The organism is Paenibacillus antarcticus, assembly GCF_001637225.1.
GTDB lineage: Bacteria > Bacillota > Bacilli > Paenibacillales > Paenibacillaceae > Paenibacillus_AQ > Paenibacillus_AQ antarcticus.
In genome coordinates, this window is record NZ_LVJI01000014.1 from 89,508 (window position 1) to 101,601 (window position 12,094).

Consider the following 12,094-nt stretch of genomic DNA (forward strand, 5'->3'; position numbering starts at 1 on the left):
ACCGGACGTTCCCCATACTATAAATATGCAAGTCGACACTTGATTATGTCATTTATTAGGGTTGAATCGACTGTTGGGTCGACTGTTGATTAAAGGAATCTACATCGATGAACGGTGTAGCCCCACCCGTTACACTAGGCAATTGTCCATTCCATTTCTCAACGGCTTTTTCTTGGACTTCAATTTGTTTAAGTTGTACAAGTTCCGGTGTAACTTCAAGCTTCTTCAGCTTTAAAGATTCTGCTTCAGCCTGAGCTTGAACGATTTTTTGTTTCCCTTCAATCTGAATACGTTTAAGATCATTTTCGGCTTTAAGTGCTTGTTGTTGTGCTACTTGTTTCGCTTCAATGGATTGATTAAACGCATCTGAGAATTTGAAATTCACAATATTGATGTCATTTACGATAAGGTCATATTTAGCTAATCTTTTCGTTAAATTTTCACTAATTTCTCCTGCTACAACATCCCGCTTCGCAATTAAATCTTCCGCAGGATACTTCGCTGTCACTTCTTTTACAATCTCCTGAATCGCTGGATTGATGATAATCACATCGAATGAGCTTCCTATGTTGTTCATTAAATGATATACAGCTTCCTTATTGACCGAATAATTGACTGCGACATGAGTAGATACGGGCTGAAGATCTTTCGATGAAGCTGTTGTGTCTGTCTCAGCTTTAGTAACTTGCGTATTCACTTGAATAATAGACTGGACAAAAGGAAGCCTCATATGAATTCCTGGTTCAAGCGTATTATTATTTAATTTCCCGAACGTCTTGTACAGTCCAATATGGCCATATTGAACCGTGGAGAAGCCATTAAGTACCAATACTAATACAATTAAGATAATAACAACCAGACCCGACATCCATTTCACATTCTTTTTCACATTCGGATTAATCTCAGTATTCAATTGTATACCTCCTATAATGATGTAGTCTTATTCAGCTTACCACTGAAACCCATGTGGCAGAACATAAATATTGGTAATTGTTACGTATCCCAATTGGGAAAAGTTTCAAGAGTTCAATGGAATAACCCAATAATAAATGTAACTTATATCAAAAAAATACGTTAATAGTTATAGCATACATACAACCATTTCCGACAAGGAGCTGTTAGCATGATTAGAAAATTGAGATTCGTTTTATTGCTGTTATGTACAACGCTTACTCTTTCAGCTACAAATTTTGCATCCGCAGACACGACACAAATCCATGCCTCCATAACACCTTTGAACTATAGTCCTGTTCGACCTCAAAGTGATGGGACCTTCCATGATGGTTTATTATTCGCTGAACAATCGAATGGTGCTCTTGTTTACTATAATACCAAAGGCAAACTAGCCTTTACCCTTCCAGCGAATGTTAAACCTCTGGGCGATTTCTTGGGGCAACGGGCCCTTGTGAGAAATATAGATACGAACCGTTATGGCTACATCAACACCACTGGTAAGCTAGTAATTCCCTGCACATATTTAGAAGCTGGTTATTTCTCTGAAGGTGTAGCTCATGTAACCATGGCCAATTCCAATGAGGCTTTTATAGATCGGAGTGGGAAGGTCGTCACAACTTTACAGCAAAAATATAGTTCAGAATATATTTTCTCCGAAGGACTGGCATTAGCATATGCACCCAGAGGAAATAAAATTGGCTTTATCAATACATCAGGGGAATTAGCTATCTCTTATAAATACACTTATGCCCGTGGATTTTCTGAAGGATTAGCCGTAGTTCAGAACAGCGAAGGATTGTATGGATATATCGATACTAGGGGCAAACAAGTCATTCCCTTTCAATATAAATCAGCTGGAGATTATTCCGAAAGATGGGCCCCAGTTCAGAGTACCAAAGGTAAATGGGGATTTATTGATAAGCAGGGCAAGGTCGTTATTCCTTATAAATATAATAACGCTCATGGTTTCTCAGAAGGTTTAGCTACTGTGTATAACGCTAGTGGGCACGTTGGGTTTATCAATCCAAAAGGAACATTAGTCATAGGTTATCAGAAATATAATAGAGCCTTCCCATTCAAAGAGGGTTTTGCTTTAGTAGGGGTTGTGACGAAGTCTGATCCTTCAGGCAAATTTGGGTATATTGATCGCCAAGGCAAACTACTGACAAAGCTAGCTTACCAATCTGCATCATCCTCGTTTAATAATGGCTATGCGGTAGCATTGAAAGATCGAGGCACCGGGTATATCCTGACCAAACGTCCGTAGTCACTATCTTATAATTCGCCCCAAATATAAGAGCAAGCCAAAGGGATTATTCATCCCTTTGCTTGCCTTTGATGTCATTTCAAGAAATCATTCACTCGATTCATGTATTTATCTTTATGAGAATAACCATGGAATAATCGCCTATTTACTGTATTCGAATCTCCGAAGAAGAATCGTTCATACAGTGCCTGCCGACCTCCAAAACCACTTGAGCTAAGTTCCCATGCAAGTCGAAATAACTGAATCTTATTCTTCGCTTCTGTGTTATTCCCTGTTAAATAAGTACTTAAATACGGTTCTATTTCTGTGTTGAAATCCGATTCCGATGGAATCATGATCAATCCACTTGCTCCGATAAGTTGGATGATTTCCAACATACGCGGATATATTTTCGGAAATAAGACATTAGCAGTCCATAGTGAGTTACGATCTGGGAGCATACTTCCCCATCGGTCAACCGATGCATTGATTTCCGAGGAAATTAACAATGATTTTAACGTCTCAACATGAACAATCATTTCAGATACCTTTTCTACAATATGTGGATGATTTGCGATATCAAGAGACTCAACCATATTGAGAACGACACCTAACAGAAACTCAGATTTTGTAATATACCTACATATCACTTGATGAGCTGAATGCGTATGAAAGGCACTTTCACTGAATAATTTTTGTGATAAATGGTCGTTACCATCTACAAACACTCGGTGCCATGGAACAAGTACATGATCAAATACAATCAAGGTATCCATTTCTTCGAAACGTGAACTTAGGGGATAATCAAAGCTTGAATCTCCTCCGACCATACTCTCTCGAGCGATCCATTTCATCCCTGGTAAATTATTTGGAACAGCAAATACAAATGTATTCGGGTTATTCGTTTCCTGGAGATAGGTTGTAACCGGTGGATGAACCCATATCTCATCAGATGTAACCCCTTGTGTAGCCAATAAAAAAGCACCATTGACCACAATCCCGTCCTTATTCTTATCAATGATCTTCGCCGCTTTTGTATCAAATGATCCATCATCCATCATATTGACCCCCCGACTTGAAGGAGGCTGAACAAAAACATGGGATAAAGTCACGTCATTCTCGCGGCAATACTCGTAATAATTCCGTAAATTATTTGCGAACTCTGGTGATCCTTCTGATAACAAGTCTGCTGCGGTATGAAATGCCATTAGCGCTGTGTTCATATAATCTGGAGAGCGTCCCATCAGACCATGATGTCGCTCGCCCCATAATGACATCATCATTCGACGTCTAGCCAAGTCATCCTTTGTTCTGGGTTGTAAATATGACAATCCCACTGGATTACCTGTTGTAGGAGAGTTATAGGTCATTCTATTCTTATATTCCAAATTATTTTGCATATCATACAAGGAAGCTTGTGTGAACATTAACCCACGGAATGCCTTGTGATTTGATATCCTCCCTAAGACTCTCTGACCGCGCAACCAGACTTCGGGCTTAGAATGATCGATTTGTTGTATATATTGTGTCCCGTTCTTGATCCCCATGTGTCAGACCACCTTCTAAGCTTAATAATACCTCAGCATATTCTCCTACCCCTTTGTGAGAACGTAACAAGTGCCCATGTTTGTTCAATACTTTTAAAGTTCAGAGCAATCAATGGTTTACAAGTGTATAATGCTATTGAAATATATAATTCTTTTTTCTTAGGAGAGTAATCTAGGGGGAATCTACCAGTGCTTAGCAATAAACAGCTTCAAGATATTCAATCGCTTCAACAATACTGTGAGGACACTGACCATTTATCCCTCAAGCTTAACTGGGAAACATTACGGTCTAGAAAACCACATGATCAATATGATTACTTTCATTATTCAAAGAACATGCTTATAGGGTTCCTAGGCGTGTACAAGTTCGGCAGTAAATTTGAGATATGTGGCATGGTTCATCCTGCTTATCGTCGACAAGGGATTTTCACTTCCCTTTTTCAGAGAGCCATCCAAGATACAGGCGTTATCGGCTACGCTTCATTATTACTAAATTCACCTGCTAATTCAGTCTCTGGAGAACGGTTTCTACATACTATTCCGTGTCAATATGAATGTTCAGAATATCAAATGCGTTGGAATGCCACATATGAATGTGAAGCAGCATACTTAAATGAGAATACACTTGTGACTGAGGTCTCTCTTCGAACTGCCACACCTGATGACATCGAAGATATGATTCGTCTTGATAAAGATGGATTTGGGATGAGTGATGAGGATGGATACGAAATGCATAAGACGCTAACGGATGATGGGCTTGAGTATATGTATGTTGTGGAATTCAATGACGTAACTACGGGTAAGATTAACGTTGTCTCGATAGATTCTCAGATTTGGATTTACGGCTTTACTGTAGATCAAGCTATGCGTGGACAAGGCATTGGACGAAGAACACTCCACCATATTATCCAACAGGAATTACCCCATAATAAAGAAATATGGCTTGAAGTGGCTGTGCATAATCCCAAGGCTTTGAAACTTTATGAATCTTGTGGTTTCGTGACCCAAGAGAAGCAAGATTATTATCAATTTACAGGTTAGGAGACAATTTCATAGTTAATATGACGTTATAAGATGCATTATGAGGGACAAATGATGTACAATATAAGCTAAATGACTTTTAGACTGAAATGAAGGATGGATTAATGATGTATGTAGCACATGATTGGAAAGATTACAAATTGTTGGATACTGGTGATGGAGACAAGCTTGAACAATGGGGCGATGTCCTCTTACGTAGACCCGATCCACAGATTATTTGGCCTTTAAAGAATGAAACAGAGCAATGGAAGAAGGTTCATGGCCATTACACACGCAGTTCTGCTGGTGGTGGTCAATGGGATATGAAGAAACCCATTCCCGAGCGCTGGACCGTTTCTTACGATAAGTTAAAGTTCCATATAAAACCAACCAATTTCAAACATACTGGACTATTTCCAGAACAAGCTGTCAATTGGCGCTGGATGATGGATAAAATTTCAGGTGCTGGCCGTCCTATCAAAGTATTGAACCTATTCGCTTACACTGGCGGTGCTACCGTTGCTTCGGCTTATGCAGGAGCAGATGTTGTACATGTTGATGCAGCTAAAGGTATGGTACAGTGGGCAAAAGAAAACATTCAACTTTCCGGTCTTCAAGACCGTCCTGTACGCTTCATCACAGATGATGTGTTTAAATTTGTTCAACGTGAACAACGTCGTGGCAATAAATACGACGCTATCATTATGGATCCTCCTTCCTATGGTCGTGGACCTGGTGGTGAGATGTGGAAGCTAGAAACAAGTTTGTATCCGTTTCTTGAGAGCTGCATGGAAATTATGTCAGACAAGCCGCTCTTCATGCTTATTAATTCATATACGACGGGTATTTCTCCAACAGTACTGAGTAATATGCTGTCTATGACCGTATCACAGAAATATGGTGGAACGATATCTTCAGGTGAAATCGGCTTACCTATTGCCGCTTCTGGATTGACACTTCCTTGTGGTATTCTTGGTCGCTGGGAGGCTTAAGTCTATGAATCAAGGGGATACATCTGGTGCTAATATTCCTATCCTCTACGAGGATAATCATCTTCTTGGGATCGTCAAACCAGTGAACGTTCCCACACAAGAAGATTCATCGGGAGATCCCGATCTCGTTAATATTCTCAAGCATGATATTAAAGAACGTTATAATAAACCCGGCAACGTATTTGTAGGTCTTGTTCATAGATTAGACCGCCCTGTAGGTGGGGCTATGATCTTCGCTAAGACCTCCAAAGCGGCTTCTCGCCTATCTGACTATGTGCGTAGTCGAAGTTTCCGTAAAGTCTATTTGGCGGTAGTTCATGGTACTCTTTCCTCACCACAAGGAAGAGTAACAGATATGTTATTGAAGGATCCGAAGACGAATATCGTATCTGTTGTTCCCAAGGGAACAGCCGGCGCGAAAGAAGCGATCCTCGATTATAAAGTGATCGGAACTTCGAATTCACTTAGTTTAGTTCAAATCGAACTACTTACCGGTCGATCGCATCAAATCCGTGTGCAGTTCAGTCATGCTGGGTACCCCTTATATGGTGACCAGAAGTATGGTCGTGATGTGAATAAGGTTGGACAGCAAATCGCCCTTTGGTCAGTATTTGTTGGCTTCCCTCACCCTGTCACGAAAGAAGAAGTTACACTAGTATCTACCCCACCCTCCCAATACCCTTGGGATTTGTGGCCACAGGATAGCATTCAATTGTAACAATCTATAGTACACCCCTCAGACCATTCGTTGGACAACCCTCTTTAAGGGTTAATCCGATCCGTCTCTAAGGGGTGTATTTTAAATTAGCGCGAATATTCTCTTTTATACAACGTAAGCGTTATAATAATAAAGGGAAGATTTCTAATTATGTATGTTCGATTATAATCTCTTTGAAAGTGGTGTTGTTATGAATAATATAAACATTGGAAAAAGTAAGTTAAGTGCTTCAGAGATTACCCTTGGATGTATGAGAATTGCAGAACTATCCACAACGGATGCCGCAAAACTTATCCATACGGCGATGGATGAAGGGATCAATTTCTTTGATCATGCTGATATTTATGGTGCTGGGAAATCCGAGGAAATTTTTGCTCAAGCGATTGAAATGAACCCTAATGTACGTGAACAAATGATTATTCAGACCAAATGTGGCATTCGTCCAGGATACTTTGATTTTTCTAAGGAACATATCTTGAATTCTGTTGATCTTAGTCTAAAACGTTTACAAACGGATTATATTGACGTACTACTGTTACATCGTCCAGATACACTTGTAGAACCTGAAGAGGTCGATGAAGCATTCACTATTTTGCATAACAGCGGTAAGGTCAGACATTTCGGAGTGAGCAATCAGAATCCTTTGCAGATAGAATTACTTAACAAGCACTTACATCATAAACTTATCATCAATCAACTGCAGCTAAGCATTACGAATACCGGAATGATTGACTCTGGCATCAACGTTAATATGCATATTGACCGCTCTATCGATCGGGACGGGAGTATATTAGACTACTGCCGTCTGAAGGATATCACCATCCAAGCATGGTCACCTTTTCAGTATGGATTCTTTGAGGGTGTATTCTTAAATAATGATAAATTCCCAGAACTCAATAACACAATCGATAGAATAGCAGAAGAAAAGGGTGTATCCAATTCTGCCATTGCTATTGCTTGGATTCTTAGACACCCAGCCAAAATTCAACCTGTCGTTGGGACAACCAATACAGATCGCTTGAAAGATATTTGTAAGGCTTCGAATATCACTCTTACAAGACAAGAATGGTACGAGATATACCGAGCAGCAGGGAATCAGCTTCCATAAAGGGTAGTAACGTTAGCTGGCATCACAAATATCCCCTCCAAGTATGCTTGGAGGGGATATTTGTGATATATTATTATGCTATTTATTCCATAATCGTTACACTTTCCGCCCAATATACAAAAGATGAGAGGAAATGCCTAATAACGATGGGTCTTCTGCTCTTCTTATAAGAAAATCAATAAGCTGAGCATACTCCTCTGGCCCCTTTTCTTTCCAATACGATAATTGGTCTTCACTAAGTAATGTCCCTATATTCGTAGAACCAATAAGATTAATGGATTCGAATCCGTTACTCTCCATAAAAGGATTAATTTCTTCTACGTTGAAAAAATAGGCCCCAGTATACCTTCCTTCATCCGTATGATTAAAAATACCATCGTTCATAAAATCCTGAATCGCTTGCATGTGATCATTAGGTTTCCATTGAATCGGAGATCGCAAAGACGCAAGCGCATGATTCGTACGAGAGCGGAATGCTACAAATACATAGCCCTCTTTCTTCGTCACACGATGAAGTTCCTCAACAGCAGTCCGACGATCAGTCTCATTCTGTAGATGATATAAGGGCCCAAGCATCAGGGATGCATCAAAAGAGTCATTGGCCAATTCCGATAAATGCGTAGCATCCGCTTCATGGAACCCATCAAAGAGTCTCTCTACACCATGCTCCTGTGCTTTCTCTTTAGCTATTTGAACAAGCTTCGGTGTGATATCTGTTAACGTCATTCTGTAGCCCTCTTGAGCGAGTGCAATCGCATACTTACCTGGACCTGCTCCATTGTCCAGAATACGACCGGAGAGTGGCAAATACCTTTTAATGTAATGCCAGTTCACCGTAAATTCAAGTGGTTCTCGATCTAAACGGCTCCACTCTCGCTCCCCAAAGCTATGATAATATTCAATGACTGGATTTATCATTTAGAAATTCCCCCCTCTATTTAAAGACACCTCTCTCTAATAAATCATTCCCATCTACGCATATTGACGCCATCCGTTAATCTAATAATCAAACCAGGGCCTACTCCCCCTGAAATATTCTCAAGCCTATCCATTGCAATACTAAACCTATCAGTGTAGATCCGTTCTTCTCCTCCTGGAGCAATTAAAAGAGGTGTTAGCCGAATCACAGGCAATTTAGATTCTGAATTCCCCCAATACTTAGGGAATTCTATAATTGGCAATATTTCAAGTAGATCTCCACTATAATTTGTAATAGGCACTTGGCAAGTTCCTGTAAGAAGCCCATCCTTAAGCACGTAGTTACAACTAACTAGTGATTGATTCACTTCCACTGCGTATACCCCTGATGCGAATACACGTTGATAGCTCCTCGCAAGCCAATCCGGTGCACTATTTACCAACATCATTATAACGATAAATACGATAAACTTACTCCTGTTAAGACCTCTGTCCATAAAGAACAATACCACCCCAATGAGAAACAACGTAAAAATGTTTGTATAGTGTAATCCCATGCCATTCTCACCTGAATGTAGCGGTAGACCCACCCACTGAAAGAGACTTTCAACCCACATGAGTGGTCCCGGATAACGGATACATAATAAGATAACAACTACCAATAGCGTGATTGAGATTGCAAGAGAACGCCAATCGCGAACTAACGAAGGGCTCTCTTCTTCCTTACGATGTTCTAACCGAGATGTATTATTCTTTTTTAGGAACATATGAAATCTCCTTCACCTGATCGTTATAGTCATATTGTATATAACGTCAAGCCGCGACCAAAGTTACATTAATTTACAATAAATAAAACATAATATGTTCCTTACTTACTGGACTTCCGCTGTAAAGACTCTTCCATCCACGGTTTCAATCTCTACACGATCACCCTTTTGCAACACAAAATTCAGAAATTTACGAGATATTTCTAGTCCATTCAGCTTCATGATCTTCAGATGTTCTAAATCCCAACCCAACTCATCATATAAATCCATGTCAAAAATGACGTCATTTAACGTTTGCATCGTATCACCTTTCTCAACCTATCTTCTTTAACTCTAGAAGATATATTTTAACATAATCGTCTATTAATAGGGGAACCCATACATAATACCGTCCAAGATGATCGTGCGATAATGAGAGACAGGATGAAGAAACAGCAAATCTAAAACTAAATTTCATAACAATATAGAGATTCGTTCTATAAAACTCCAAGATGCGACTAGTAGAGTCTGAGATTTGATAGATAATAGCAATATATGATCGGAAAATGACGGAAAATTATTGTTCTCTGTCTGCATGAAGTGACAATCTTTTTTCAAGAGAGATGATATATTTGATCTACACTTAGAGAACTAAGTGCATAAACGGAGGGATTAATATGGGAGAATTAGAAAACGCTATCGTATTGGAAGAAGAAGTAAATGTAGAAGACGCTGAAATATCTGAATCATCCGATCCCAGCGAAGATGTGACTGACGAAATCCTTAATGAAGAAGAAGCAGACGAAGCTGAGGATGCTGAAGATGCTGATGAAGTTGAAGTTTCCGATGAAGTTGAAACTGAAGAAGATCTCATCTAAATTATAATTGTAATCCAACTCCCTTCTCCTTGAAAAACATAAGACACAACATCAACCTGTTCATTTATGAACAGGTTTTCATTGTGTCTATCTTACTATAAGTTTACCTAGTCATCCGCTAGTTCCATGCCCTTTGTTTCTTTCCCCAGGAACAGTACCGCAGAAGCTCCGATGAGAATAACCACAAAAAACATCATAAAGATAACATTGATTCCTGTTCCATTAGACACTAGCACCCCAACAAGCAATGGGGCTATAACGCCACCAACACGCCCCATAGCCGTTGCAAGTCCAACACCTGTTGTACGAACTTTTGTAGGATATAACTCTGGGCTGTACGCGTACAATCCACCCCAAGCACCCAAGTTAAAGAAGGATAAGAAAATACCCGCTGTTATTAACATACCTACCGATGTTGCATATCCGAACCACGCCGCACTCACAGCCGTCATCACTAAATACGTCACAAGGACAAATTTACGACCAAATTTCTCAATGAAATAGGCCGCCGTGAAGTAACCAGGTAATTGAGCTAACGTCATGATCAGTACATATTCAAAACTCTTCACCAAGCTGAACCCTTTCAGGGTCATAACCGTCGGTAACCATAGAAACATGCCATAATATGAGAACACGACAGTGAACCACAGAATCCACAGCATGATCGTGGAACGGCGATACTTTTTCGACCATACTTGCACTACTTTCTCACGAAAAGAAGGTTTGCGAATGCCAATTTGTTTAACAAAACGCGGTGGATCCTCAATCGCACGTCGTAGATAAAGTGCGTATAACGCAGGCATTGCTCCAATGACGAAAGCCGCTTGCCAACCATATTTCGGTATAATAAAGTACGCAATCAACGCAGCACAGATCCAACCAACTGCCCAGAAGCTCTCTAATAACACTACAGCTCGCCCACGATCTTTCGCAGGCATAGATTCAGATACAAGTGTGGACGCGACAGGTAACTCTCCACCGAGTCCAATACCAGATATAAACCGTAGTATACACAACATCCCAAAGCCTGTAGCTAAGGCAGACAATCCACTAGCTATAGAGAAAATTAATAAAGTCCACAATAATATAGATTTACGTCCATGTCGATCTGCCATAGCTCCTGCCAACACAGCCCCTAGAACCATTCCCATAGAACTAATGCTGGTAAGAAAACCAACCTGACCAGCAGTTAGAGCCCATTCCTCTCTTAGAGCAGCAACGATAAATGAGATAATTCCAACATCCATTGCGTCGAATAGCCAGCTCAGCCCAACGCCGAATAGCAACTTCCGTTGTTTAGGATTACGCAGTATTTCCAAGTTGTTCATGATATATTTGACTCCCTCAGTTGTCTCAACCCTGTTAACCTAAGCTAGTAGACAAAGACTATGCATTAATACTTAGACTACTTTTGTATTTGCTGTTATCTTTCCTAGTAGATAAACAAGTAATTGTTGGTTATGTGATGATATTCGATTTAACACCGTAGACAGGAAAGCGTCACGGATTTGTATACCTCGTTCCGCTTCTTGCTTGCCCTTCTCAGAGATCGATACCCAAACAATACGTCGATCATGACTGTCACGTTCTCTCCCCAACAGCCCATTCTTCTCCATCCGGTCCAACAGCATCGTAACTGCAGCGGGACTTGTAGCCAAAAAAGGTATGAAATCTGATGGTTTCATCGTGCCACGTTCCATGATGACCTCAAGTACTGTTAATTGGGATTCTGTTAGTATAGGTGCAAGCTCACTTTCCATATGCAGTTTATAATCTTTGCTAAGCTGGGACCATAATTTCGCGAATTCGGAAGTCTGCAACTGTATACCTACCTTTCTTATATACACTTCGTTTATAACATTAACTTTCGCGAAGTTTGTTCCATTTCCTTCCTGTCACGCAAAATATAAATTCTACAAAGAAAGCACTCTTACTACAAATGTAGCAGAATGCCCTCCCTATTCGTT

13 protein-coding genes are annotated in these 12,094 nt (G+C 40.1%); 6 read left to right on the plus strand and 7 right to left on the minus strand.

Annotation, left to right across the window (positions count from 1 at the left end):
- Positions 1 to 55: 55 nt before the first annotated feature.
- Positions 56 to 913 (minus strand): prohibitin family protein, encoded by an 858-nt coding sequence (locus PBAT_RS09010; RefSeq protein ID WP_068648706.1) that lies wholly within the window; start codon positions 911 to 913, stop codon positions 56 to 58.
- 210 nt (positions 914 to 1,123) lie between these two features.
- Here PBAT_RS09010 and PBAT_RS09015 point away from each other — a divergent pair, with 210 nt between their 5' ends.
- A complete protein-coding gene (locus PBAT_RS09015) occupies positions 1,124 to 2,221 on the plus strand; it encodes a WG repeat-containing protein (protein WP_068648708.1) in 1,098 nt (365 codons plus the stop codon).
- Between the two features lie 74 nt (positions 2,222 to 2,295).
- On the opposite strand, the gene hpaB is transcribed toward PBAT_RS09015, so the two are convergent.
- Positions 2,296 to 3,747 (minus strand): 4-hydroxyphenylacetate 3-monooxygenase, oxygenase component, encoded by a 1,452-nt coding sequence (gene hpaB, locus PBAT_RS09020; RefSeq protein ID WP_068648710.1) that lies wholly within the window; start codon positions 3,745 to 3,747, stop codon positions 2,296 to 2,298.
- Between the two features lie 189 nt (positions 3,748 to 3,936).
- Here hpaB and PBAT_RS09025 point away from each other — a divergent pair, with 189 nt between their 5' ends.
- The 4 genes from PBAT_RS09025 to PBAT_RS09040 all read left to right on the plus strand — a co-directional run bounded on the left by PBAT_RS09025 (position 3,937) and on the right by PBAT_RS09040 (position 7,585).
- Complete coding sequence (locus PBAT_RS09025; RefSeq protein ID WP_068648712.1) at positions 3,937 to 4,788, plus strand: GNAT family N-acetyltransferase; 852 nt, start codon at positions 3,937 to 3,939, stop codon at positions 4,786 to 4,788.
- Between the two features lie 107 nt (positions 4,789 to 4,895).
- On the plus strand, positions 4,896 to 5,759 hold the full coding sequence (locus tag PBAT_RS09030) for a class I SAM-dependent methyltransferase (protein ID WP_068648714.1): 864 nt from the start codon (positions 4,896 to 4,898) through the stop codon (positions 5,757 to 5,759).
- Positions 5,760 to 5,763: 4 nt separating this feature from the next.
- Complete coding sequence (locus PBAT_RS09035) at positions 5,764 to 6,477, plus strand: RluA family pseudouridine synthase (protein ID WP_068648716.1); 714 nt, start codon at positions 5,764 to 5,766, stop codon at positions 6,475 to 6,477.
- Positions 6,478 to 6,667: 190 nt separating this feature from the next.
- Positions 6,668 to 7,585, plus strand: a complete 918-nt coding sequence (locus tag PBAT_RS09040; protein WP_068649053.1) for an aldo/keto reductase — start codon at positions 6,668 to 6,670, stop codon at positions 7,583 to 7,585.
- A 96-nt stretch (positions 7,586 to 7,681) separates the two neighbouring features.
- On the opposite strand, the gene PBAT_RS09045 is transcribed toward PBAT_RS09040, so the two are convergent.
- The 3 genes from PBAT_RS09045 to PBAT_RS09055 all read right to left on the minus strand — a co-directional run bounded on the left by PBAT_RS09045 (position 7,682) and on the right by PBAT_RS09055 (position 9,570).
- The gene (locus PBAT_RS09045; protein ID WP_338045642.1) at positions 7,682 to 8,503 is read right to left on the minus strand and encodes a class I SAM-dependent methyltransferase; all 822 of its coding nucleotides are present in this window, start codon (positions 8,501 to 8,503) and stop codon (positions 7,682 to 7,684) included.
- Between the two features lie 44 nt (positions 8,504 to 8,547).
- Positions 8,548 to 9,270 (minus strand): hypothetical protein, encoded by a 723-nt coding sequence (locus PBAT_RS09050; protein WP_068648718.1) that lies wholly within the window; start codon positions 9,268 to 9,270, stop codon positions 8,548 to 8,550.
- 105 nt (positions 9,271 to 9,375) lie between these two features.
- Positions 9,376 to 9,570, minus strand: coding sequence for a hypothetical protein (locus tag PBAT_RS09055; protein WP_068648720.1), 195 nt, complete (start codon positions 9,568 to 9,570; stop codon positions 9,376 to 9,378).
- Positions 9,571 to 9,926: 356 nt separating this feature from the next.
- On the opposite strand from PBAT_RS09055, the gene PBAT_RS09060 reads away from it, so the two are divergent.
- Positions 9,927 to 10,127: a hypothetical protein gene (locus PBAT_RS09060; RefSeq protein WP_068648722.1), complete on the plus strand. Its 201-nt coding sequence runs from the start codon at positions 9,927 to 9,929 to the stop codon at positions 10,125 to 10,127.
- Positions 10,128 to 10,234: 107 nt separating this feature from the next.
- On the opposite strand, the gene PBAT_RS09065 is transcribed toward PBAT_RS09060, so the two are convergent.
- Both PBAT_RS09065 and PBAT_RS09070 read right to left on the minus strand, forming a co-directional pair.
- A complete protein-coding gene (locus PBAT_RS09065; protein ID WP_068648724.1) occupies positions 10,235 to 11,455 on the minus strand; it encodes an MFS transporter in 1,221 nt (406 codons plus the stop codon).
- Positions 11,456 to 11,527: 72 nt separating this feature from the next.
- Positions 11,528 to 11,947, minus strand: a complete 420-nt coding sequence (locus PBAT_RS09070; protein ID WP_068648726.1) for a MarR family winged helix-turn-helix transcriptional regulator — start codon at positions 11,945 to 11,947, stop codon at positions 11,528 to 11,530.
- Between the last annotated feature and the right edge of the window lie 147 nt (positions 11,948 to 12,094).

Bases quoted from the DNA above. Each gene is read 5' to 3' on its own strand.
- hpaB (WP_068648710.1), bottom strand. From the start codon at position 3,747: ATGGGGATCAAGAACGGGACACAATATATACAACAAATCGATCATTCT.
- PBAT_RS09015 (WP_068648708.1), top strand. From the start codon at position 1,124: ATGATTAGAAAATTGAGATTCGTTTTATTGCTGTTATGTACAACGCTT.
- PBAT_RS09035 (WP_068648716.1), top strand. From the start codon at position 5,764: ATGAATCAAGGGGATACATCTGGTGCTAATATTCCTATCCTCTACGAG.
- PBAT_RS09065 (WP_068648724.1), bottom strand. From the start codon at position 11,455: ATGAACAACTTGGAAATACTGCGTAATCCTAAACAACGGAAGTTGCTA.
- PBAT_RS09030 (WP_068648714.1), top strand. From the start codon at position 4,896: ATGTATGTAGCACATGATTGGAAAGATTACAAATTGTTGGATACTGGT.
- PBAT_RS09050 (WP_068648718.1), bottom strand. From the start codon at position 9,270: ATGTTCCTAAAAAAGAATAATACATCTCGGTTAGAACATCGTAAGGAA.
- PBAT_RS09055 (WP_068648720.1), bottom strand. From the start codon at position 9,570: ATGCAAACGTTAAATGACGTCATTTTTGACATGGATTTATATGATGAG.
- PBAT_RS09060 (WP_068648722.1), top strand. From the start codon at position 9,927: ATGGGAGAATTAGAAAACGCTATCGTATTGGAAGAAGAAGTAAATGTA.
- PBAT_RS09040 (WP_068649053.1), top strand. From the start codon at position 6,668: ATGAATAATATAAACATTGGAAAAAGTAAGTTAAGTGCTTCAGAGATT.
- PBAT_RS09045 (WP_338045642.1), bottom strand. From the start codon at position 8,503: ATGATAAATCCAGTCATTGAATATTATCATAGCTTTGGGGAGCGAGAG.